18 protein-coding genes and 1 tRNA gene are annotated in these 23,110 nt (G+C 48.2%); 17 read left to right on the top strand and 2 right to left on the bottom strand.

Annotated elements, in window-relative coordinates:
* Nucleotides 1-79 precede the first annotated feature (79 nt).
* The 3 genes from WKT10_RS11860 to WKT10_RS11870 all read left to right on the top strand — a co-directional run bounded on the left by WKT10_RS11860 (nucleotide 80) and on the right by WKT10_RS11870 (nucleotide 5,969).
* Nucleotides 80-1,900, top strand: coding sequence for a VanW family protein (locus tag WKT10_RS11860; protein WP_340277384.1), 1,821 nt, complete (start codon nucleotides 80-82; stop codon nucleotides 1,898-1,900).
* Nucleotides 1,901-2,186: 286 nt separating this feature from the next.
* Nucleotides 2,187-5,723, top strand: a complete 3,537-nt coding sequence (gene nifJ / locus WKT10_RS11865) for a pyruvate:ferredoxin (flavodoxin) oxidoreductase (protein ID WP_340277386.1) — start codon at nucleotides 2,187-2,189, stop codon at nucleotides 5,721-5,723.
* Between the two features lie 173 nt (nucleotides 5,724-5,896).
* A tRNA-Ala gene (locus WKT10_RS11870) sits at nucleotides 5,897-5,969 on the top strand.
* Nucleotides 5,970-6,047: 78 nt separating this feature from the next.
* Here the strand turns inward: WKT10_RS11870 and WKT10_RS11875 are convergent.
* Nucleotides 6,048-6,920, bottom strand: coding sequence for a methionyl aminopeptidase (locus tag WKT10_RS11875; protein ID WP_317439123.1), 873 nt, complete (start codon nucleotides 6,918-6,920; stop codon nucleotides 6,048-6,050).
* Between the two features lie 90 nt (nucleotides 6,921-7,010).
* A complete protein-coding gene (locus WKT10_RS11880; protein ID WP_066549023.1) occupies nucleotides 7,011-7,226 on the bottom strand; it encodes a helix-turn-helix domain-containing protein in 216 nt (71 codons plus the stop codon).
* Between the two features lie 170 nt (nucleotides 7,227-7,396).
* Here WKT10_RS11880 and WKT10_RS11885 point away from each other — a divergent pair, with 170 nt between their 5' ends.
* The 14 genes from WKT10_RS11885 to lysS all read left to right on the top strand — a co-directional run bounded on the left by WKT10_RS11885 (nucleotide 7,397) and on the right by lysS (nucleotide 23,049).
* Nucleotides 7,397-7,546 carry a hypothetical protein gene (locus WKT10_RS11885; protein ID WP_167544882.1) on the top strand — a complete coding sequence of 50 codons (150 nt, stop codon included), beginning with the start codon at nucleotides 7,397-7,399 and terminating at the stop codon, nucleotides 7,544-7,546.
* Between the two features lie 200 nt (nucleotides 7,547-7,746).
* Nucleotides 7,747-8,259, top strand: coding sequence for a DUF1653 domain-containing protein (locus WKT10_RS11890; RefSeq protein WP_445293018.1), 513 nt, complete (start codon nucleotides 7,747-7,749; stop codon nucleotides 8,257-8,259).
* 14 nt (nucleotides 8,260-8,273) lie between these two features.
* A complete protein-coding gene (gene uvrC, locus WKT10_RS11895) occupies nucleotides 8,274-10,196 on the top strand; it encodes an excinuclease ABC subunit UvrC (protein WP_337434360.1) in 1,923 nt (640 codons plus the stop codon).
* Nucleotides 10,197-10,277: 81 nt separating this feature from the next.
* Nucleotides 10,278-11,210, top strand: a complete 933-nt coding sequence (gene hprK / locus WKT10_RS11900) for an HPr(Ser) kinase/phosphatase (protein WP_066549018.1) — start codon at nucleotides 10,278-10,280, stop codon at nucleotides 11,208-11,210.
* A gap of 25 nt (nucleotides 11,211-11,235) precedes the next feature.
* Nucleotides 11,236-12,147: a UDP-N-acetylmuramate dehydrogenase gene (gene murB, locus WKT10_RS11905; RefSeq protein WP_296038085.1), complete on the top strand. Its 912-nt coding sequence runs from the start codon at nucleotides 11,236-11,238 to the stop codon at nucleotides 12,145-12,147.
* A gap of 37 nt (nucleotides 12,148-12,184) precedes the next feature.
* The gene (rapZ, locus tag WKT10_RS11910; protein ID WP_066549017.1) at nucleotides 12,185-13,051 is read left to right on the top strand and encodes an RNase adapter RapZ; all 867 of its coding nucleotides are present in this window, start codon (nucleotides 12,185-12,187) and stop codon (nucleotides 13,049-13,051) included.
* 22 nt (nucleotides 13,052-13,073) lie between these two features.
* A complete protein-coding gene (gene whiA, locus WKT10_RS11915; protein WP_337434359.1) occupies nucleotides 13,074-14,033 on the top strand; it encodes a DNA-binding protein WhiA in 960 nt (319 codons plus the stop codon).
* A 36-nt stretch (nucleotides 14,034-14,069) separates the two neighbouring features.
* On the top strand, nucleotides 14,070-14,324 hold the full coding sequence (locus WKT10_RS11920) for an HPr family phosphocarrier protein (RefSeq protein WP_066549013.1): 255 nt from the start codon (nucleotides 14,070-14,072) through the stop codon (nucleotides 14,322-14,324).
* A 115-nt stretch (nucleotides 14,325-14,439) separates the two neighbouring features.
* Nucleotides 14,440-17,925 (top strand): DNA polymerase III subunit alpha, encoded by a 3,486-nt coding sequence (locus WKT10_RS11925; protein ID WP_340277391.1) that lies wholly within the window; start codon nucleotides 14,440-14,442, stop codon nucleotides 17,923-17,925.
* Nucleotides 17,926-18,003: 78 nt separating this feature from the next.
* Nucleotides 18,004-18,978 (top strand): 6-phosphofructokinase, encoded by a 975-nt coding sequence (gene pfkA / locus WKT10_RS11930; RefSeq protein ID WP_066549005.1) that lies wholly within the window; start codon nucleotides 18,004-18,006, stop codon nucleotides 18,976-18,978.
* 60 nt (nucleotides 18,979-19,038) lie between these two features.
* On the top strand, nucleotides 19,039-19,401 hold the full coding sequence (locus WKT10_RS11935; RefSeq protein WP_340277393.1) for a DUF6145 family protein: 363 nt from the start codon (nucleotides 19,039-19,041) through the stop codon (nucleotides 19,399-19,401).
* Nucleotides 19,391-20,353, top strand: a complete 963-nt coding sequence (dusB, locus tag WKT10_RS11940; RefSeq protein ID WP_340277395.1) for a tRNA dihydrouridine synthase DusB — start codon at nucleotides 19,391-19,393, stop codon at nucleotides 20,351-20,353. The genes WKT10_RS11935 and dusB overlap by 11 nt, the downstream gene beginning before the upstream one ends.
* A gap of 216 nt (nucleotides 20,354-20,569) precedes the next feature.
* Nucleotides 20,570-21,052 carry a transcription elongation factor GreA gene (gene greA / locus WKT10_RS11945; protein WP_066548999.1) on the top strand — a complete coding sequence of 161 codons (483 nt, stop codon included), beginning with the start codon at nucleotides 20,570-20,572 and terminating at the stop codon, nucleotides 21,050-21,052.
* A 44-nt stretch (nucleotides 21,053-21,096) separates the two neighbouring features.
* Nucleotides 21,097-23,049 (top strand): lysine--tRNA ligase, encoded by a 1,953-nt coding sequence (gene lysS, locus WKT10_RS11950; RefSeq protein ID WP_296038064.1) that lies wholly within the window; start codon nucleotides 21,097-21,099, stop codon nucleotides 23,047-23,049.
* Nucleotides 23,050-23,110 lie beyond the last annotated feature (61 nt).

Consider the following 23,110-nt stretch of genomic DNA (forward strand, 5'->3'; position numbering starts at 1 on the left):
GCGGTTCCATTTTAAATAAAGTATGCTATACTACAAGCTGTAATTAATGCAAAAGTATTTTGAACAAGGTGTGAGAAAAATGAATCAGTTAGAAAACAACAGCAGGAACCGCAGCGCTTCGCCGGGCAGAAGCCGGGCAAAGGGCGCAGACAGAGGACGTAGTGCTTCCGGGAGAGCATCATCCAGAGGTACCTCTTCCAGAAATACAGGACACGGTGGCTCACGCAGCAGTTCCTCTTACCGCTCCGGCCAGGCAGGAAGGATGAACGCCATGCAGAATGTAAGGCGGAACAGCCGCCGCCACAGAAGAAAGGGGCCGGATTATAAATGGATTGCCATTGGAGGCGTGATCCTGATCGTAGTGATTACCTGCATTGCTATGGCGTTAAATGGAAAGAACTCTGATGAGACGGGAGTGCAGGCAACAACAGAGGCAGTGACAGAAACCGAGATGAAAAAAGAGGTGTCCGTAGACGGCATTTCCATCACCGGCCTTTCCAAATCTCAGGCCAGAGAGGTGCTGTTAAAAGAATTTCCATGGAGCATGACCGTTTCTTATGATTCTGAAGTTTATGAGGTAAATGACCTGATGGCCGGAAAAATCGATTCTCTTTTAAATGAGATCTACAGCGGAGAGCCTCAGGAAAGCTACACGCTGGATACGGCCGGATTAGAAGAGCAGATTAAAGCGGAGGCAGCAGCCTGCGCGGCGAAGTGGGATAAGAAGGCAAAAAATGGTTCCATCGACAGCTTTAATGCAGAAACAGGGAAGTTCGTTTTCGCGGGAGAGGAGAATGGCTTTGCCATTGATCAGGAAAAGCTGATCGATGATATCACACAGGCTCTGGCTGCAAAGGACTTTGATACCAAAATTGAGGCATCCGGCAGCACGGTGGCACCTGAGATTACGGCGGCCAGCGCAAAGGAGCAGTATAAGACCATTGGTTCCTTTACTACAAATACCACATCCAATAAAAACAGAAATACGAATGTCCGTCTGGCGGCAGAAGCTATTAACGGCACCGTTATCAAGCCGGGCCATGAGTTCTCCTTTAACGGAACTGTAGGCCAGCGTACAGAGGCTAAGGGTTATAAGGGTGCGGCTGCCTATAATAACGGTGAGGTTGTTCAGGAAATCGGCGGAGGCGTATGCCAGGTTTCAACTACTCTGTACAATGCGGTATTTAAAGCAGGCTTAAAGATCAGCTATCGCCGTTCCCATACCTTTGAGCCAAATTATGTAACTCCGGGACGAGATGCTACTGTAAGTTATGAGCAGCCTGATTTTAAATTCATCAATACCTCAAGCACAGCGATCGGCCTGCGGGCAAGCTATGCGGATCAGAAGATGACGGTATCTGTATATGGTATCCCGATTCTGGAGGACGGCATCACCTGGGATCTGGAGTCTAAAAAGGTAGAAGACCTTGGTGTGCCGGAACCGGAATATGTAGAAGATCAGACTCTGGATCCGGGAGTGGAAAAGACCACAAGCAAGGGAAGCTCCGGAAGCCGCTGGGAAACCTATAAGGTTGTCTATAAGGACGGCAAGGAGATTTCCAGAGAACTGGATCATAAAACAACGTATAAGGGCCACAAGCCGGTAGTCCACCGCAATACCAGCGGTGTGGTATTAAATCCGGAGGAAACCACCACGCAGGCAACAACGGTTACGCCGACAGTGGACGGAATGCCGGAGGGATATACCGGCCCTGCTGAGACGACCCAGTCCCAGCCTGGGTCAGGTACGGCTTCCTCTGCTCCGGCAGAAGGGCCGGGATCAGCTTCTACAGAGCCGTCTTCCGTACCTGTGGCCCCTGCTCCGTCAGAGGACGCGCCTTCCGGTTCACAGGGCGGGCCGGGAGCCGGAGCCGTGGTTGTTCCCGTAAAGCCGGAATAGCGGTTTGAATTTTTAAAAATTTTAAGAAAGAAGCAGTCCGTAAAATCCCCAAATGGAAATTTTACGGCTGCTTCTTTTTCGCTATTTCTGGCTGTCAGAGGATTTGTGCATAAATTATACTGTATACATTGTATTTTTTGCAGTAATAGCAATTAAGCATTTGCAATTTGTTAAAGAATTGTTTATAATAATATACAGGTCAGTCCGCTAAAGGCTATGTGCCGTCGGGCGGACTTACATGTATACTATCATATACATATTTCACTAATTGCAGGAGGAAATCAAAATGGCAAGAAAAATGAAAACCATGGATGGTAACCATGCAGCAGCTCATGCTTCCTATGCATTTACTGATGTAGCGGCTATTTATCCGATTACCCCATCCTCACCTATGGCAGAAGCTACAGATGAATGGGCAACAGACGGAAGAACCAACATCTTCGGTCATGAAGTTCAGATTACAGAGATGCAGTCTGAGGCTGGTGCAGCAGGTGCTGTACACGGTTCTCTGGCAGCAGGTGCGCTGACCACCACCTATACTGCTTCCCAGGGTCTGTTACTGATGATCCCTAACCTTTACAAGATCGCAGGCGAGCAGCTGCCAGGCGTATTTAACGTATCTGCCCGTGCACTGGCAAGCCATGCATTATCTATTTTCGGTGACCATTCCGACGTTTATGCCTGCCGTCAGACAGGATGCGCTATGCTGTGTGAGTCCAGCGTACAGGAAGTTATGGACTTAACTCCAGTTGCTCATCTGGCAGCAATCAAGGGCAAAGTTCCTTTCATCAACTTCTTTGACGGTTTCCGTACATCTCACGAGATCCAGAAGATCGAGACCTGGGATTACGAGGATCTGAAGGATATGGCTGATATGGATGCGATTGCAGCATTCCGTAAGAACGCTCTGAATCCAAATCATCCATGCCAGAGAGGTTCTGCTCAGAACCCTGATATTTTCTTCCAGGCAAGAGAGGCATGTAACCCCTACTACGATGCACTTCCTGCAATTGTTCAGGAGTACATGGACAAGGTTAACGCTAAGATCGGTACAGATTACAAGCTGTTCAACTACTACGGCGCTGCTGATGCAGAGCATGTGATCGTTGCTATGGGTTCTGTAAATGATACCATCGAGGAGACCATTGATTACCTGGTTGCACAGGGCAAGAAGGTTGGTGTTGTTAAAGTTCGTCTGTACAGACCATTCTGCGCACAGGCACTGATCGATACCATTCCTGAGTCTGTAAAGACCATCACTGTATTAGACAGAACAAAAGAGCCAGGCGCTATGGGCGAGCCTCTGTATCTGGATGTTGTTGCAGCTCTTAAGGGCAGCAAGTTTGACCAGATCAAGATCCAGACCGGACGTTACGGCTTAGGTTCCAAGGATACCACACCTGCTCAGATCGTAGCAGTATTTGAGAATGAGACAAAGAGCCCATTCACGATCGGTATCGTGGATGACGTTACAAATCTGTCTCTGGAGATTGGCGCTCCTTTAGTTACTACTCCAGAGGGAACAACCAACTGTAAGTTCTGGGGTCTTGGCGCTGACGGTACGGTAGGTGCTAACAAGAACTCCATCAAGATCATCGGTGATAACACTGATATGTACGCTCAGGCATACTTTGATTACGACTCCAAGAAGTCCGGCGGTGTTACCATGTCTCATCTGCGTTTCGGACACAGCCGCATCAAGTCTACCTACCTGATCCGTCAGGCTAACTTCGTTGCCTGCCACAATCCTTCTTATGTACGCAAGTACAACATGGTTCAGGAGCTGGTTGACGGCGGTACCTTCCTGTTAAACTGCCCATGGGATATGGAAGGTCTTGAGAAGCATCTGCCAGGACAGGTTAAGAAGTTCATCGCTGATCATAAGATCAACTTCTACACCATCGACGGTGTTAAGATCGGTATCGAGACCGGCATGGGCCCGACCCGTATCAATACTATCCTTCAGTCCGCATTCTTCGAGCTGACAGGCATCATTCCTGCTGAGAAGGCAAATGAACTGATGAAGGCAGCTGCAAAGGCAACCTACGGCCGCAAGGGCGAGGACGTTGTTATGAAGAACTGGGCAGCAATCGATGCCGGCGCTAAGGGCGTTCACAAGGTAGAGGTTCCTGCAAGCTGGTCTCAGTGCGAGGACGAAGGCCTTGATTATAAGGTAGTTACCGAGGGCCGCAAGGAAGTTGTTGATTTCGTAAACAATATCCAGACCAAGGTAAGCGCTCAGGAAGGAAACTCCCTGCCTGTATCCGCATTCAAGGATTATGTAGACGGTACTACACCATCTGGTTCTTCCGCATACGAGAAGCGTGGTATTGCAGTAAATGTTCCTGTATGGAATGTTGACAACTGTATCCAGTGTAACTTCTGTTCCTATGTATGTCCTCACGCTGTTATCCGTCCGGTAGCTATGACAGCTGATGAAGCTGCTAACGCTCCTGCAGATATGAAGATGAAGGATATGACCGGTATGCCAGGCTACAAGTTTGCCATGACCATCTCTGCACTTGACTGTACAGGATGTGGCTCCTGTGCAAATGTCTGCCCAGGCATGAAGGGCAACAAGGCTCTGGAGATGAAGCCTCTGGAAGAGAGCCTCAGCGAGCAGGCTATCTTTGACTTTGGCCAGACTGTATCCATCAAGGATGAGGTTGTTGCAAAGTTCAAAGAGAACACTGTTAAGGGAAGCCAGTTCAAGCAGCCTCTGCTTGAGTTCTCCGGCGCATGTGCAGGCTGTGGCGAGACTCCTTACGCTAAGCTGATCACCCAGCTGTTTGGTGATAGAATGTACATTGCAAACGCAACAGGATGTTCCTCTATCTGGGGCAACTCCTCACCTTCTACACCATACACCATGAACGCTAAGGGACAGGGTCCTGCATGGGATAACTCCCTGTTTGAGGACAATGCTGAGTTCGGTTATGGTATGTTACTGGCTCAGAACGCAATCAGAGACGGCTTAAAGGCTAAGGTTGAGAGCGTTATGGCAAATGAGAACGCAACTGACGATATCAAAGCAGCCTGCAAGGAGTGGTTAGATACCTACGGCATCGGCGCTCTGAACGGTTCTGCAACCGATCGTCTGGTTGCTGCATTATCCGGCATTGACTGCCCGGTTTGCAAGGACATCGTAGCTAACAAGGATTTCCTGGCTAAGAAGTCTCAGTGGATCTTCGGCGGTGACGGATGGGCTTACGATATCGGCTTCGGCGGCGTAGACCACGTTCTGGCTTCCGGTAAGGATATCAACATCATGGTATACGATACCGAGGTTTACTCCAATACAGGCGGACAGGCTTCCAAGGCTACCAAGACCGGTGCAGTTGCTCAGTTCGCAGCTGGCGGTAAGGAGACCAAGAAGAAGGATCTGGCTGGCATCGCTATGAGCTACGGCTATGTATACGTTGCACAGATCTGTATGGGCGGCGACATGCAGCAGACCGTTAAGGCACTGGCTGAGGCTGAGGCATATCCGGGACCATCTTTGATCATTGCATATGCTCCATGTATCAACCATGGTATCAAGAAGGGCATGAACAAGGCTCAGACTGAGGAGAAGCTGGCATTAGAGTGTGGCTACTGGAATAACTTCCGTTACAATCCTGCAGCAGAGAAGAAGTTCACTCTGGATTCCAAGGCTCCTAAGATGGAAGGCTATCAGGACTTCTTAAAGGGCGAGGTTCGTTACCTGTCTCTGACCATGAAGAATCCTGAGAGAGCAGCAGAGCTGTTCGCACGCAACGAGCAGGAGGCTAAGGAGCGCTTTGAGCACTTATCCAAGCTGGTTGCTCTGTATGGAAATGAATAATTTCTACAGTGAAAATGTATATTAAATGATAGAAGCTCCCCGGAAGGCGAAAACCTTTCGGGGAGCTTGTGTCTTGGAAACCTTTTGAGAAAAGTTTGGAAAATACTTGATTTATTCTGCCGGATATGGTATTATCAACGAGTCGACGCCAGTTGATATAAATATGTTCCAATGGGGGTATAGCTCAGTTGGGAGAGCGCTTGCATGGCATGCAAGAGGTCATGGGTTCGAATCCCACTATCTCCATTAAAAAAAGTCCTGTATTACAGGACTTTTTTTAATGCGTGCTGCATTTCGTGTTGCATACTCTATTCGGAAAATCGTCTACCACGCCAGTATTTCATATCCATCCTCTGTGATCAGCACCTGGATTTCCCATTGGGCGGAGGGCAGTCCGTCATCCGTATATACCGTCCAGTCGTTGTCCGCATCCACAAATACATCCGGCCGTCCCATATTTACCATGGGTTCAATGGTAAAGCACATTCCGGGAACCATGAGCATTTCTGTACCTTTTTTGGACACATAGCTTACCCAGGGTTCTTCATGGAATTCCAGTCCCACGCCGTGACCGCCGATTTCACGGACAATGCTGCAGCCGTTTTCTTTGGCAAAATTATGGATTGCCTGCCCCATATCACCTAAAAATCCCCAGGGACGTACTTCTGTCAAACCAATCTCCAGACATTGTTTTGCTGTATCTACCAATCGTTTTTTCTCCGGAGAAACCGCTCCGATGCAGAACATACGGGAGGAATCAGAAAAATAACCATTATAGATAGTAGAGACGTCTATGTTTATAATATCGCCTTCTTTCAGAATGTCATTTTCGGATGGAATGCCGTGGCATACCTGGTCATTGACAGAGGTGCAGACGCTTCTGGGAAAGCCGTTATAGCCTAGAGGCGCGGGAATGCCTCCTAAACGGGTGGTCTGTTCATAGACCCACAGATCGATCTGGGCAGTAGTGATGCCGGGGCCGATATGTGCAGCTACATAATCAAGAACGGCTACATTGATCCGGGCACTCTCTTTTATGCCACGGATCTGTTCGGGTGTTTTTAATAAGGCTCTGGTGGGGACGATGGCGCCCTGACGACGGAACTGGGTCAGCTTTTCTTCCAGCTCCATGTGACAGTCTTTGTATTTTTTACCGCTGCCGCACCAGCAGGGATCATTTCTTCCAATCTTCTGCATTACAAAGAAACCTCCTTATACGTTAAGCTTCTTAAAGTATAGCACAGGAAAAAACAGAAGGCTATTGTAAAATGTTCAGAGTTTGACCGTTTAATGTGGTTTATCTTCAGGAGGTATGTACGCGGCAATTTCACCCACCTGGCAGTTCAGAATATGGCACAGATCGTCAATGGTGATTGTGCTTAAGGGTTTATCCTTTCGCAGACGGTCAATGGTAGCACTGGAAATTTGATGTTTATGGATTAGGGTATAGGTGGTTTCGGGTGACTTTTTCAGGGTTTCCCAGAATGGCTTATAAGTAATCATAAATATTCCTCCTTATCAGAAGTATAAAATTAACAGCCTCTACTATATAAAACGGATGAAGGAGAGAAATTCCCCGTCTGTCAGAAAAAAATTTAAAACTTGCATTTTTGCGGAAAAACGGTATAATGTGAGTCGGATCCAGATGTGATCCTTAGGAGGAAAAGAGGATTATGAAACTGAAAAAAGGATTGGAATGCTTTGCCTGGGTGATTCTGGCAGCAGTGCTGATTCTTGTAAATGCGGCAGCGGCGAATGCAGATGAATTTTCCGGTCAGGAATATTTAGCTGCAGGAAAAGACGCGGCAGCTTCTTTACAGTAAGGAATGCAGAAGCATACCTTTTCAGACCCAGGTGTACGCCCCGCAGCTTTGCAGACAGCATAGCAGCAGGGCGTTTTTATCTGCCCGGACAAAATTCCGTTGATTCTAAAATGAGATATGGTATACTAAAAAGATAAACACAGAGTTCGGCATAGGCCGGGCGGAAATGAGGTAGATGCATTTTGCAGCAGAGAGAGTGTATGCCTGTGCCGGGAGCATTTTACAGGCATTTTAAAAATAAACTGTATCAGGTCATAGCAGTGGCTGTTCATTCAGAAACAGGAGAGCCTATGGTGGTGTATCAGGCACTGTATGGAACATTTGGTATGTATGTCCGCCCTCTGGAGATGTTTATGAGTCCGGTAGACCGGGAAAAATATCCGGATGCGGATCAGGAATACCGTTTTGAGCGTGTATGGCCGGAGAATGATCCTGTAAGAACTGCCTGTCAGGAAAGGGAACAGGGGGAGACGGATAAGGAAGAGGAACTTCCAGGCCCCTGGCTGGAGCGTTTTTTGGATGCGCTGCGCCCTGAGGATAAGTTAGCTGTTTTGAAACAGATGGAAGGAAAGGCAACCAAACGGGAGCTGGATTGTATGTTTATGGCTATGGATTTAAAACCGGAGCCGGAAATGCCTGTGGAGGAGCAGATTCAGGCGCTCCGCCGCTATGTACAGCTTCTGCGCCGCTATGACGGCACACGGCTGCGCTGAACAGGAGGGTTTTGATGTTTGATCTGGAAGAGGAATTAAAAAAACTCCCTGCCAGTCCGGGCGTTTATCTGATGCACAATGACAGGGATGAAATCATCTATGTGGGAAAGGCAGTCAGCTTAAAAAACCGGGTGCGCCAGTATTTTCAGAGCAGCCGGAATAAGACTGCCAAGATCGAACAGATGGTTTCCCATATTGCCTGGTTTGAGTACATTCTAACCGATTCAGAGCTGGAAGCGCTGGTATTGGAATGCAATCTGATCAAGGAGCATCGCCCCAGATACAATACCATGTTAAAGGATGATAAGACATATCCTTACATCAAGGCTACGGTGGGTGAGGATTTCCCAAGACTTTTATTTTCAAGGGATATGAAAAAGGATGGGCGCAGCCGGTATTTTGGCCCATATACCAGCGCCGGGGCAGTCAAGGATACGCTGGATTTGATCCATAAGCTGTACCGGATCCGCACCTGCAGCCGGAATCTGCCGAAGGATACGGGAAAGGAGAGGCCCTGCTTAAATTACCACATCAAGCAGTGTGATGCTCCCTGTCAGGGGTATATTTCAAAGGAGGATTATCAGAAGTCCTTTGGACAGGCGCTTGATTTTTTAGGAGGCCATTACGAGCCTCTTCTGCGTTCCCTGAAGGAGAAAATGGAGCAGGCGTCGGAGCAAATGGAGTTTGAAAAGGCCATTGAATACCGGGAGCTGTTAAACAGTGTAAAGCAGGTGGCACAGAAGCAGAAAATTACCAGCAGCAGCATGGAGGACCGTGATATTGTGGCTCTGGCAAGAGACGAAAGGGACGCTGTGGTACAGGTATTTTTTATCAGGGAAGGAAAGCTGATCGGAAGGGATCATTTTCATTTGTCAGCGGGAGCAGCAGAGAGCGAGGAGGAGATTCTGGACGGCTTTGTAAAGCAGTTTTATGCAGGAACGCCGTTTATCCCAAGGGAGCTTTGGCTTCAGTATCCCATTACAGACAGCGAGGTTATCAGCCAGTGGCTGACCGCGAAAAGGGGACAGAAGGTAAGGCTGGTGGTGCCCCAGAAGGGGGAGAAGGAAAGGCTGGTGGAGCTGGCGGCAAGAAATGCGGCTCTGGTCCTGTCTCAGGATAAGGAACGGATCAAAAAGGAAGAACTGCGTACCATAGGAGCCATGAACCAGATTGGAGCGCTCATTGGGATCGGTGCAGTGCGCCGGGTGGAGGCCTTTGACATTTCCAATACAAGCGGCGTGGAGTCGGTAGGTTCTATGGTAGTTTATGAGGACGGAAAGCCAAAGCGCAGTGACTACAGGAAATTTAAGATCCGCACCGTCCAGGGGCCAAATGACTATGCCTCCATGGAAGAGGTTTTAACCAGACGGTTTTCTCATGGAATGGAGGAGGCAAAGAACCTCAGAGCGGAGGGAAAGGAACTTTCTTTTGGAAGCTTTACCCGTTTTCCGGATCTGATCATGATGGACGGCGGAAGAGGACAGGTCAATATTGCCCTTGGGGTTCTTGAACAGATGGGCCTTTCCATTCCGGTATGCGGCATGGTAAAGGATGATTTTCACCGCACCAGAGGCCTGTATTTCAACAATAAAGAGGTGCCTATTGACCGGCACAGCGAGGGCTTCCGGCTTATTACGCGGATTCAGGATGAAGCCCACCGGTTTGCCATTGAATATCACCGAAGCCTTCGGGGAAAAGGGCAGGTAAGATCGGTACTGGATGAGATCCCGGGCATCGGCCCTGCCAGACGGAAGGCGCTGATGCGTCAGTTTAAGGATATCGAGGCCATAAGAAATGCAAACATCCAGGAGCTGGCCCAGACGCCTCAGATGAATCAGAAGGCCGCAGAGGCCGTTTACCATTTTTTTCGCAAAACAGGGGGGCATTCGTTCTGCGGCGGAATGTGCGCGGATGTAAAAACACATGACAATCAGTGAAACTTGTGATAGTATATATGTTAACCAGATAGCCTTTCCGCGTCCATGTGCGGAGAGCAGACACAAGGGGGTAATTATACCATGCATGGAGTAACCATCAGTGAGCTTATTGAGAAAATGAAACTGCGCAACACCACACCGGAGATTGATACGGATAAGATCGTACTGACCCATCCAGATGTAAACCGTCCTGCGCTGCAGCTTACCGGATTTTTCGATCATTTTGACAGAGAGCGCGTACAGATCATAGGATACGTGGAGCAGGCATATATCAATACCATGGACAGAGAAGTGAAGCGTCAGATGTATGATAAGCTGACCTCCAGCCAGATTCCCTGCCTTGTATTCAGCCGGGGACAGAATCCTGATGATGATCTGCTGGAATACTGCAATTATTACGGTGTTCCCTGTCTTGTATCAGATAAAACAACTTCCTCTCTGATGGCAGAGGTCATCCGCTGGCTCAATGTGAAGCTGGCTCCCTGCATCAGCATCCACGGAGTGCTTCTTGACGTATTCGGTGAAGGTGTGCTGATCATGGGAGAGAGCGGGATCGGAAAGAGTGAGGCGGCGCTGGAACTGTTAAAGAGGGGACACCGCCTTGTGACGGATGATGTGGTGGAGATCCGCCGTGTCAGCGACGATACCCTGATCGGAAGTGCGCCGGATATTACCCGGCATTTTATTGAGCTTCGTGGTATCGGGATCATTGATGTAAAGACTCTGTACGGTGTTGAGAGTGTAAAGGATACACAGTCGATCGATATGGTGATCAAGCTGGAGGACTGGAACCGGGATAAGGAGTATGACCGCCTGGGCCTGGAAGATCAGTATACGGAATTTCTGGGCAATCAGGTTGTGTGTCACACCATTCCCATCCGTCCCGGACGAAATCTTGCCATAATCGTAGAGTCGGCGGCTGTAAACCACCGCCAGAAGAAGATGGGCTACAATGCGGCTCAGGAGCTGTATAACCGTGTACAGGCAAATTTAAAAAACGGGATGAATGACTGATATTCAGACCGGAGAAAGGAAACAGATGGAGCTTAAAGAAAAACTGCAGGCTCTTTTGGAGCTGGAGGGCTTTCCGTGCCGTTTTATGGAGCCTATGAGCAGCCACACCACCTTTCGGATCGGAGGTCCCGCAGCGGCTTATGTATGTCCGTCCGGAGAGACAGAGCTTAAAACGGTCCTCTCTTTCTGCAGAAGGGAGAAGCTTCCGTTTTTCATTCTGGGAAATGGAAGCAACCTGCTGGTCAGTGATGCAGGATATGAGGGAGTGGTTATTTCCACGACAGAGGGGCTGACGCGTCTTGAGGCAGAAGGAGAGAGGATTTTTGCATCATCCGGACAGCTTTTAAGCCGAACGGCGAAAAGAGCTTTAAAGGAGGGGCTTACAGGTCTTGAATTTGCGGCCGGGATTCCGGGAACCATAGGAGGCGCTCTGGTGATGAATGCCGGGGCCTATGGGTCAGAGATAAAGGATGTACTGGAGTATGCCAGAGTTATGACGCCGGAGGGAGAAATCCTTACTCTTGGGCCAAAGGAGCTTAAGATGGATTACCGCACCAGCTGTATCCCTGCTATGGGTTATACCGTGCTGGACGCCTGCTTTCGCCTGAAAAAAGGAAATCGGGATGAGATTGAGGCGTATATGAATGAACTGTCTTTAAAACGCAGGGAAAAGCAGCCTCTTCAGTATCCGAGTGCGGGCAGTACCTTTAAACGGCCAAAAGGGCATTTTGCGGCCAGACTCATTGAGGATGCCGGATTAAAAGGCTTTACCGTCGGCGGCGCGCAGGTGTCCCAAAAGCACAGCGGCTTTGTGATTAACAGGGGCGATGCCACAGCGGCAGATGTGATGGAACTCTGCCGTCAGATTCGGGAGCGGGTAAAGACACAGTTTGATGTGGAGCTGGAAATGGAAGTAAAGACACTGGGGAAATTTTAAGGTGGATTACGATAAAGAGTACGAGGTGAACTGACAGATGAAGCTTGTAATTGTCACCGGAATGTCTGGGGCCGGAAAAACCATTGCTTTAAAAATGTTGGAGGATCTGGGATTTTATTGTGTGGACAATCTGCCTATCTCCCTGGCAGATAAATTCGTGCAGCTGGTATCGGACGGAGGAACTGTGCAGAAGGCGGCTCTGGGGATCGATATCCGCAGCGGGGAGGGTCTAAAAGATCTGGAAGGCGTTATCGAAAAGTGGCGCAGAGAACAGATGGATGTACAGATCCTTTTTCTGGATGCAAGCAATACCGCTTTGATCAAACGCTATAAGGAAACAAGACGTTCCCATCCTCTGGCCGGAAAGGGACGGCTGGAAACAGGCATTGAAAAGGAACGAGCCAGAGTGGCGTTTTTAAAGAAGGGATCGGATTTTATTATTGATACCAGCATGCTTTTGACAAAGGAACTGCGTCAGGAGCTGGAAAAGATATTTTTAAAGGAAGAAAGCTTTAAAAATATGTTTGTTACCGTTATGTCCTTTGGCTTTAAGTATGGTATTCCTGAGGATGCAGATCTGGTCTTTGATGTGCGTTTCCTCCCGAACCCTTACTATGTGGAGGAGCTGCGTCCCCTGACCGGAGAAAACCAGTCTGTGAGAGATTATGTGATGCAGGGGAATACAGCAGAGACGTTTATAGAGAAGCTGAATGACATGATGGATTTCCTTCTTCCCAATTATATCAATGAAGGGAAAAATCAGCTGGTTATCGCTGTCGGATGCACCGGGGGAAAGCACCGGTCTGTCACCATTGCAAAGGCTCTGTATGACCATTTGAAGAGCCACGGAGAATATGGGATCCGCATGGATCACAGAGATATTGATAAGGATAGTAAACGATAACAGGGAAAGTTAAGAGGGAGCAATGTCATTTTCTTCCAAAGTAAAGGAGGAACTGTCCAGACAGTGGTCTCCGGCAAGGCACTGCCAGATCGCAGAAACAGCGGCTGTTTTAAGCCTCTGCGGCCGGGTAAAGATATCGGCCTCCGATCACTATGCCATTGAGATCCATACAGAAAATCTGGCAGTTGCAAGAAAATACTTTACATTATTGAAAAAAACATTTAATATAAATACGGATGTTTTAATCCGCCGGGGCCAGATGCCGGGGCGGAGCCGAACATATATGGTAGCAGTGAGAGAGCATGAGGATGCGCTCCGGGTTCTTCAGGCGTCCAAACTTTTGGATTCTTATGGAGAAATTGCGGAGGATCTGTCGCTGATACATAACGTTGTGGTGCAGAATGTCTGCTGTAAGCGGGCATTTATCCGCGGGGCCTTCCTTTCGGCGGGTTCCATCAGTGATCCGGAAAAGTTCTACCATTTTGAGATCACCTGTGCATCCATGCGGAAGGCAAAGCAGCTTCAGGGGCTGATGGCTTCATTTGATATTGAGGCCAGGATCGTTCTGCGCAAACGCTATTTTGTAGTGTATGTAAAGGAGGGAAGCCAGATCGCAGAGCTGCTTCAGATCATGGAGGCGCCGATGGCGCTTATGGAGCTGGAAAATATCCGGATCGTAAAGGAGATGCGAAACAGCGTAAACCGTCAGGTAAACTGCGAGACTGCCAATATCAATAAAACGGTTTCGGCAGCCGTAAAGCAAATGGAGGATATCCGGTATATTCAGGATACCATAGGACTTGAGTCCCTTCCGGAGAACCTTCAGGAAATGGCAAGAGTGAGGCTGGAACGGCCGGAGGCGACACTTAAGGAGCTGGGGGAAGCTCTGGAGCCGCCGGTGGGAAAGTCAGGAGTCAATCACCGGCTGAGAAAACTCAGCCTTATGGCGGAGGATTTAAGGGAAAAGTTCCCGGAGCAGTAAGGAAACGCTCCATCCGCAGATATGAGGAGGATAATCATGAAGAAAAAAATAATTACCGTTGAACTGCCCGATGGATTAGAAGCAAGACCGGCCGCTATGCTGGTGCAGGTTGCCAGCCAGTACGACAGCAGAATCTATCTGGAGTCCGGTTCCAAGCGTGTAAATGCAAAGAGTATTATGGGAATGATGACCCTTGGGCTGATTGCCGGCCAGTCCATCACAGTAGAGGCTGACGGTGCGGATGAGGATCAGGCAGTGTCTGAGATTGAGAAGTATCTCATCAATGCATAAGTGTTTCAGAGAGATTAAAAGGATAGTTGGAAACCAGGCAGTGCAGAAGGCTGCCTGGTTTTTTTCATAACAGACAGGAACAGGACGTTGTTCCGGGAAAGGAGAATCAGTATATATGGCGTTTACACATTTGCATGTCCATACAGAATACAGTCTTTTAGACGGCTCATCCAAGATAAAAGAGCTGACCGCCAGGGCAAAGGAGCTGGGAATGGACAGCCTGGCGATCACGGATCATGGCGTAATGTATGGAGTGATTGATTTTTACCGGGCGGCAAAGGAAGTGGGAATTAAACCGATCCTGGGCTGCGAGGTATATGTGGCTCCTGGATCCAGGTTTGACCGGGAAAATACGGGAGGAGAGGACCGGTATTACCATCTGGTTCTTCTGGCAGAAAATGATCAGGGTTATAAAAACCTGATGAAGATCGTATCCAAGGGCTTTGTGGAAGGCTTTTACTATAAGCCCCGTGTAGACTATGAGGTTCTGGAAACGTATCACGAAGGAGTCATTGCCCTCAGCGCCTGTCTGGCCGGAGAAGTGCAGAAATATCTGGCCAGAGGAATGTATGAGGAGGCCATGCGTTCTGCACAGCGGTATGAGGGAATATTTGGGAAAAATAATTTCTTTCTGGAGCTTCAGGATCATGGGCTTCCAGAACAGAAGATGGTAAATCAGGGACTTCTCAGGCTGAGCAGGGACACGGGGATTGAACTGGTCGCCACCAATGATATCCATTATACCTTTGCAGAGGATGAAAAGGCTCACGATATCCTGCTGTGCATCCAGACCGGCAAAAAAGTAGCGGATGAAGACCGGATGCGCTATGCGGGCGGCCAGTATTACTGTAAATCCGAGGAGGAGATGCAGGCCCTTTTCCCATACGCCAGAGAAGCCCTTGAAAATACACATAAAATTGCAGAGCGCTGCAATGTGGAGATTGAATTCGGCGTCACCAAGCTGCCAAAGTATGAGGTGCCGGAGGGCTTTGACTCCTGGACGTATCTGAATCATCTCTGCCGGGAGGGCTTTAAGACCCGATATCCAAAGGATGACGGCACGTTAAGCCGACGCCTGGACTATGAGCTGGATGTAATCCGTACCATGGGGTATGTGGATTATTTCCTGATCGTATGGGATTTTATCAACTATGCCCGCTCAAAGGATATTATGGTGGGACCGGGACGTGGTTCTGCCGCGGGAAGCATTGTTTCCTATACTCTGGGCATTACCAATATTGACCCGGTGCGCTATAACCTGCTTTTTGAGCGCTTTTTAAACCCGGAGCGAGTTTCCATGCCTGATATTGACGTGGATTTCTGCTACGAGCGCCGCCAGGAGGTCATTGATTATGTGGTGGAGAAATACGGCAAAGACCAGGTGGTTCAGATCGTTACTTTCGGTACTCTGGCAGCCAAGGGTGTGGTCCGTGATGTAGGCCGTGTGCTGGATCTGCCCTACGCCATGTGTGATTCCATTGCAAAGATGATCCCAAATGATCTTGGAATGACACTTGACAAGGCCATAGCGGCAAATCCGGATTTAAGAAAGCTTTATAATGAAGACCCGCAGGTAAAATACCTGATCGATATGTCAAAGCGTCTGGAGGGCCTTCCAAGACATACCTCCATGCACGCGGCGGGAGTGGTGATCGGCAGCCGCTCCATTGACGAATTTGTACCCCTTTCCAAGGCGGCAGACGGCACCATTACCACCCAGTTTACCATGACGACCATTGAGGAGCTGGGGCTTCTTAAAATGGACTTTCTGGGCCTGCGTACACTGACTGTGATCCAGAATGCCGTGCATCTGGCTGAGAAGGATTACGGCATTTCCATTGATATTGACCATATTGATTTTGATGATAAAAGGGTACTTGAATCCATCGGAACCGGAAGGACCGAGGGCGTGTTCCAGCTGGAAAGCGGCGGGATGAAGAGCTTTATGAAGGAGCTTAAGCCGGAGAATCTGGAGGATATTATTGCGGGAATTTCCCTTTACCGTCCCGGCCCTATGGACTTTATTCCCAGGTATTTAAAAGGAAAGAATGATAAAAGCTCCATTACCTATGAATGCCCTCAGCTGGAGCCGATTCTGAGCCCGACTTACGGGTGTATTGTATACCAGGAGCAGGTAATGCAGATCGTCCGCGACCTGGCCGGATATACCATGGGACGAAGCGACCTGGTACGCCGTGCCATGAGTAAGAAAAAGACTGCTGTGATGGAAAAAGAGCGTCAGAATTTCGTTTACGGAAATGAAGCCGAGGGAGTAAAGGGCTGTATTGCAAACGGTATTGATGAAAAGACGGCCAATCATATTTACGATGAAATGATCGACTTTGCAAAGTATGCCTTTAATAAGTCCCACGCGGCAGCTTATGCCGTGGTTTCCTACCAGACCGCTTATCTGAAATACTACTATCCAAAGGAGTTTATGGCGGCCCTTATGTCTTCTGTGATGGAAAATGTGAGCAAGTTTTCCGAATATATTTTAAACTGCCGCCGCATGATGAATATCGCAGTTCTTCCTCCTGATATCAATGAGGGAGAGAGCGGATTTTCCGTGTCCGGCGGAGGAATCCGCTATGGCCTTTCTGCGATTAAAAGCGTGGGAAAGCCGGTGGTAGACGCGATTCTGGAGGAACGGGCGAAGAATGGAAAATTCCGTACCATGGAGGATTTTATCAACCGTATGACCCAGAGAGAGGTAAACCGCCGTACGCTGGAAAATTTCATCAAATCAGGCGCACTGGATTCCCTTCCCGGCACAAGACGGCAGAAGATGGCTGTGGGGCCAGCACTTCTTGAGAATAAGGCCAGAGAGCGGAAGAATGCCTTTGAGGGACAGCTGAGCCTTTTTGATATAGCCGGAGAAGAGGAAAAAAAGGAGTTTGAGGTTGTATTTCCTGATGTGGGGGAATATGCAAAAGAAGAGCTGCTTGCCTTTGAAAAGGATATTTTAGGCGTATACATCAGCGGTCATCCGCTGGATGATTATGAGGCATTGTGGCGGAAAAATATCACTGCTACAGCAGCTGATTTTATCGTGGATGAGGAGACGGAGGAGGCCGTGGTAAAGGACGGCATAAAGGCTGTCATAGGCGGATTGGTAACGGGAAAAACGGTCAAGACTACCCGCACAGGCCAGCTGATGGCCTTTATCACGCTGGAGGATCTGATGGGATCAGTGGAAGTGATCGTATTTCCAAGAGACTATGAAAATAACAGGGATCTTCTAACAGAGGATGAAAAGCTCTTTATCCGGGGACGTGTTTCACTGGGAGATGAACCGGTAGGAAAACTGGTCTGCGAGCAGGTGATCCCCTTTGATGCTGTGTCCCGTCAGCTGTGGCTGCAGTTTGAAGATATGGCCGGGTATCAGGCAGCAGAGGCAGAGCTTATGGAGCTTCTAAAATCCAGTGAGGGAAATGATCAGGTAATCATCTATTTAAAAAAGGAACGGGCGAAAAAAATGCTCCCTCCCAACTGGAACGTAATGGTGGATGCAGGACTTTTAAATCGCCTGTACTGTAAAGTTGGTGAAAAAAATGTCAAAGTCGTAGAAATGACTCTTGATAAATCATGGAAAATGAATTAGAATAGCGTTGTGTGTAAAATAGAAAGAAGAAAACAACAGGCATAGATGGATATGCTTAATATAAGGAGGTAAATTGCTATGGCAAAGGCAGTGAAGACCATTGGAGTATTAACCAGCGGCGGTGACGCACCAGGCATGAACGCAGCAATCCGCGCAGTTGTGCGCGTTGCGATCAATAAAGGACTGAAGGTAAAGGGCATTATGAGAGGCTATGCCGGTCTTCTGGAAGAGGAGATCGTGGACATGGAGTCCACCAGTGTTTCAGACACCATTAACCGCGGCGGAACCATTCTTTATACAGCAAGATGCAAGGAATTTACCACTCCTGAGGGTCAGCAGAGAGGTGCTGAGATCTGCCGCAAGCACGGAATTGACGGCATGGTGGTAATCGGCGGCGACGGTTCCTTTAAGGGAGCAGGAAAGCTGTCCGCCCTGGGGATCAATACCATTGGCCTTCCGGGAACCATTGACCTGGATATTGCATGTACCGATTACACCATCGGCTTTGATACGGCAGTCAATACGGCAATGGAGGCCATTGATAAGATCCGCGATACATCCACTTCCCATGAGCGTTGCAGCATTGTAGAGGTAATGGGACGCAATGCGGGATATATTGCTTTATGGTGCGGTATTGCAAACGGTGCAGAGGATATTCTGCTTCCGGAGCGTTACGACGGAGATGAGCAGGCACTGATCAACCGGATCATTGAGAACCGTAAGAGGGGAAAGAAGCACAACATTATCATCAATGCAGAGGGAATCGGTCATTCCAGCTCTATGGCAAAGCGTATTGAGGCTGCCACAGGCATTGAGACAAGAGCTACCATTCTGGGCCACATGCAGCGCGGCGGAACGCCTACCTGCAAGGACCGTGTGTATGCGTCCATTATGGGAGCCAGAGCGGCAGAGCTTTTGGTAGAAGGAAAGAGCAACCGTCTGGTGGCATACAGAAAGGGCGAATTTGTGGATTTCGATATCCAGGAAGCATTAAATATGAAGAAGGATATCTCAGAAGAACAGTTTAATATTGCAAAGATGCTGGTAAGATAAGAATTGCAGAAAAGAGGTCCGCTGTCTGTATGGGCAGCGGACCTTTGCGGAGATAAGAAGATGATGGATAAAGTGGTGCTCTGTGGAGCCAGCTCCTATGAGCAGAAATATTATTTTAATGAAGAATTTAAGAGCCTTCCCCAGTCGGTACAGGATGAGCTGCATATTATGTGCGTCCTTTTTACAGAGGATGTGGGCGGAGTCCTGACACTGGAATTTGACGACAAGGGACGTCTGGAATTTAAGGTAGTCTCTGAGGAAGGCGACTACCTGTTTGACGAAATTGGAAGTGTCCTTAAGATCAAACAGTATCAGGAAGAGAAAAAGGATCTTCTGGAGGCGCTGGAATTATACTACAGAACCTTCTTTTTAGAGGAGGATGTAGACTGGGAAGAGAGCGGGAGAGATGAGGATGAAGCTTAGGCTGGGAGATAGGGAGCTTAACAGCAATATCATACTGGCCCCCATGGCGGGAGTAACCGATCTGCCTTTTAGGCTTTTGTGCCATGAGCAGGGAGCGGGAATGGCGGTGACGGAAATGGTCAGCGCCAAAGCCATTTTATATAAAAATAAGAATACAAAAGAGCTGATGGCGGTGGACCCGGCAGAGGGGCCTGTGGCAGTGCAGCTTTTTGGCTCGGATCCGGAGATCATGGCTGAGATCGCAGCTCAGATCGAGGACGGTCCTTTTGCGGCTATTGATGTAAATATGGGCTGTCCTGTGCCGAAGATTGTGAATAACGGTGAAGGCTCTGCACTTATGAAGGATATAAAGCTGGCAGAAAAGATATTGACTTCTATGGTAAAGGCAGTGAAGAAGCCTGTGACTGTAAAATTCAGAAAGGGCTTTAACGACCAGTGCCTCAATGCAGTTGAATTTGCGAAAATGGCAGAAAGCAGCGGGGCAGCCTGGGTGGCCGTTCATGGAAGGACCAGGGAGCAGTATTATTCCGGCACGGCAGACTGGGAAGTGATCCGTCAGGTAAAAGAGGCAGTGAAGATACCGGTGATCGGAAACGGCGATATCTTTCATGCTCAGGATGCGGCCCGGATGATGCAGGAAACAGGCTGTGACGGCGTTATGGTTGCAAGAGGCGCCAAGGGAAATCCATGGATCTTCCGGGAGATCCGGCAGTATCTGGAAACAGGGGAGATTCTTCCAAGGCCATCTACGGAGGAAATCCGGGAAATGATCCTGCGCCATGGACGGATGCTTTCAGAATATAAGGGAGAAAATGTGGCTATGCGGGAAATGCGCAGCCATATGGCCTGGTACACCAAAGGGATGAAGCATTCAGCCTCCCTTCGGTGTGAGATCAACCAGGTGGAGACTCTTGAAGGGCTGGCAGCACTTTTGGACGGACGTATGGTTTAGTTTTTGGGCAGGCGCCGGGATAGCTTCCCATACTTGACAATGGGTGCTTTTTCTTATATAATACACAGAATGTCGGGGTATCTTTTTTATACAGACAGAAACAAAAAATACATCATAGATGAGACGTTTTTAAATATCCGGGCAGGACTTTAAGTCTGTCCGGAAATGTGCTGTCTTTAAGGCAATTTAGAATGAAAAAGGAAGGAAGCAGGAGACATGGCAGACAAGAAACACATTTTGACCTATGCCGGATTAAAACAGTATGAGGATGAGCTTCAGAATCTGAAGGTTGTAAAGAGAAAAGAAGTAGCTCAGAAGATCAAAGAGGCCAGAGAGCAGGGCGACTTATCCGAGAATGCAGAGTATGATGCAGCAAAGGATGAGCAGAGAGATATTGAGCTGCGGATTGAAGAACTGGAAAAGCTGTTAAAGAACGCAGAGGTAGTAGTAGAGGACGAGATCGATGTTGATAAGATCAATATCGGATGCAAGGTAAAGCTTCTGGATGTAGAGTATGATGAGGAGATGGAATTTTTCATCGTAGGCTCCACAGAGGCCAACAGCCTTCAGAACAAGATCTCCAATGAGGCTCCCGTAGGCCATGCCCTGATGGGAAAATCCGTAGGAGATGTGGTTGACGTAGAGACACAGGCAGGCGTGATCCAGTACAAGGTGCTGGAGATCCAGAGAGTATCATAAGAAACATTTTACAGTTAAATATTTCACAAAGGAGCAGAAGAAACGTGGGAGAGCAGAAGTCAAATCAGACAGAGCAGGATTTAAATCATGTACTGAAGGCCCGCAGAGATAAGCTGGCAGAGCTTCAGGCAGCAGGAAAGGATCCATTTCAGATCACAAAATATGATGTAACTGCCCACAGCATGGAGATCAAGGATCATTATGATCAGTGGGAGGAGAAGGAAGTAAGCATTGCAGGACGTATGATGTTTAAGCGCGTCATGGGCAAGGCTTCTTTCTGCAACCTTCAGGATCTGCAGGGACGCATTCAGGTATATGTGGCCCGAGACAGTGTGGGGGAAGATGCCTATAAGGAATTTAAAAAGCTGGATATCGGTGATATTGTAGGCGTAAAAGGAACAGTCTTTACTACAAAGACAGGAGAAATTTCCGTACACGCAAGTGAGTTTACCCTTCTTTCCAAGAGCCTTCAGGTTCTTCCTGAGAAGTTCCACGGCCTTACAGATACAGATCTGCGCTACCGCCAGAGATATGTGGATCTGATTATGAATGAGGATGTTAAGGATACATTTATTAAGCGTTCTAAAATCCTTGCTGCTATCCGTAAGTATCTGGGTGGAGAAGGCTTTATGGAGGTAGAAACTCCTATGCTGGTATCCAATGCAGGCGGTGCGGCTGCCCGCCCCTTTGAAACCCATTTCAATGCACTGGATGAGGATCTGAAGCTTCGTATTTCCCTGGAGCTTTACTTAAAGCGTCTGATCGTAGGCGGTCTTGAGAGAGTTTATGAGATTGGCCGTGTATTCCGCAACGAGGGCCTGGATACAAGACACAATCCTGAGTTTACCCTGATGGAGCTGTATCAGGCATATACCGATTACCACGGTATGATGGATCTGACCGAGAACCTGTACCGTTTTGTGGCTCAGGAGGTTCTTGGCACTACAAAGATCGTCTACAACGGCGTGGAAATGGATCTTGGAAAGCCATTTGAGCGCATTACCATGTTAGATGCGGTTAAGAAATACTCCGGTGTGGACTTTAATGAAATCCATACATTGGAAGAAGCAAGAGCTGCTGCAAAGGAAAAGCATGTAGAGTTTGAGGAGCGCCATAAGAAGGGCGATATCTTAAACCTGTTCTTTGAGGCCTTTGTAGAAGAGCATCTGATTCAGCCTACCTTTGTTATGGATCATCCGGTAGAGATTTCTCCGCTGACCAAGAAAAAGCCGGAGAATCCGGAATATACCGAGCGTTTCGAGTTCTTTATGAATGGCTGGGAGATGGCAAACGCCTACTCCGAGCTCAATGACCCGATCGACCAGAGAGAGCGCTTCAAGGCTCAGGAAGAGCAGTTTGCAGCCGGCGATGAGGAGGCAAACCATACAGACGAGGATTTCTTAAATGCACTTGAAATCGGTATGCCGCCTACAGGAGGAATCGGCTTCGGTATCGACAGAATGTGTATGCTGCTGACAGACTCTGCGGCAATCAGAGATGTGCTGCTGTTCCCGACAATGAAGAGCATGGGAGCCGCAAAGAATGAAGCTAATAATGCTGCACAGTCTGCGCCGGTTGAAAAAACAGTGGAAAAAGCAATCGCTGAAGTGAAAGAAACATATGATTTCTCTAATGTAGAAGTGGAACCATTATTCAAAGATATGGTTGATTTTGACACATTCAGCAAGTCAGATTTCCGTGCTGTAAAGGTAAAAGAATGTGAAGCAGTTCCAAAATCTAAGAAGCTTCTGAAGTTCGTATTAGACGACGGAAGTGGCGTAGATCGTGTGATTTTAAGCGGAATTCACGATTACTATGAGCCTGAATTCTTAGTAGGAAAGACATTACTTGCAATTACAAACCTTCCACCACGTAAGATGATGGGAATTGATTCTTGCGGTATGATTATCTCCGCTACACATCTTGTAGAAGGAAGAGAAGGACTCAATGTTTTGATTCTTGATGATAAGATTCCGGCAGGAGCAAAACTGTACTAAGTGAGTAAAAATACTTCGCAATTTGACAACAAAAATTTTCTTTGACAACAATTTGACAACA

The sequence above is a fragment of the Enterocloster sp. HCN-30185 genome, assembly GCF_037890305.1.
Lineage (GTDB): Bacteria > Bacillota > Clostridia > Lachnospirales > Lachnospiraceae > Enterocloster.

What these genes read in the sequence shown, in the direction of transcription:
- WKT10_RS11885 (WP_167544882.1), top strand. Translation starts at nt 7,397, where the DNA reads ATGAAACTGAAAAAAGGATTGGAATGCTTTGCCTGGGTGATTCTGGCA.
- greA (WP_066548999.1), top strand. Translation starts at nt 20,570, where the DNA reads ATGGCAGACAAGAAACACATTTTGACCTATGCCGGATTAAAACAGTAT.
- WKT10_RS11860 (WP_340277384.1), top strand. Translation starts at nt 80, where the DNA reads ATGAATCAGTTAGAAAACAACAGCAGGAACCGCAGCGCTTCGCCGGGC.
- pfkA (WP_066549005.1), top strand. Translation starts at nt 18,004, where the DNA reads ATGGCAAAGGCAGTGAAGACCATTGGAGTATTAACCAGCGGCGGTGAC.
- whiA (WP_337434359.1), top strand. Translation starts at nt 13,074, where the DNA reads ATGTCATTTTCTTCCAAAGTAAAGGAGGAACTGTCCAGACAGTGGTCT.
- dusB (WP_340277395.1), top strand. Translation starts at nt 19,391, where the DNA reads ATGAAGCTTAGGCTGGGAGATAGGGAGCTTAACAGCAATATCATACTG.
- WKT10_RS11875 (WP_317439123.1), bottom strand. Translation starts at nt 6,920, where the DNA reads ATGCAGAAGATTGGAAGAAATGATCCCTGCTGGTGCGGCAGCGGTAAA.
- hprK (WP_066549018.1), top strand. Translation starts at nt 10,278, where the DNA reads ATGCATGGAGTAACCATCAGTGAGCTTATTGAGAAAATGAAACTGCGC.
- WKT10_RS11880 (WP_066549023.1), bottom strand. Translation starts at nt 7,226, where the DNA reads ATGATTACTTATAAGCCATTCTGGGAAACCCTGAAAAAGTCACCCGAA.
- WKT10_RS11920 (WP_066549013.1), top strand. Translation starts at nt 14,070, where the DNA reads ATGAAGAAAAAAATAATTACCGTTGAACTGCCCGATGGATTAGAAGCA.
- uvrC (WP_337434360.1), top strand. Translation starts at nt 8,274, where the DNA reads ATGTTTGATCTGGAAGAGGAATTAAAAAAACTCCCTGCCAGTCCGGGC.
- murB (WP_296038085.1), top strand. Translation starts at nt 11,236, where the DNA reads ATGGAGCTTAAAGAAAAACTGCAGGCTCTTTTGGAGCTGGAGGGCTTT.
- nifJ (WP_340277386.1), top strand. Translation starts at nt 2,187, where the DNA reads ATGGCAAGAAAAATGAAAACCATGGATGGTAACCATGCAGCAGCTCAT.
- WKT10_RS11925 (WP_340277391.1), top strand. Translation starts at nt 14,440, where the DNA reads ATGGCGTTTACACATTTGCATGTCCATACAGAATACAGTCTTTTAGAC.
- WKT10_RS11890 (WP_445293018.1), top strand. Translation starts at nt 7,747, where the DNA reads ATGCCTGTGCCGGGAGCATTTTACAGGCATTTTAAAAATAAACTGTAT.
- rapZ (WP_066549017.1), top strand. Translation starts at nt 12,185, where the DNA reads ATGAAGCTTGTAATTGTCACCGGAATGTCTGGGGCCGGAAAAACCATT.
- WKT10_RS11935 (WP_340277393.1), top strand. Translation starts at nt 19,039, where the DNA reads ATGATGGATAAAGTGGTGCTCTGTGGAGCCAGCTCCTATGAGCAGAAA.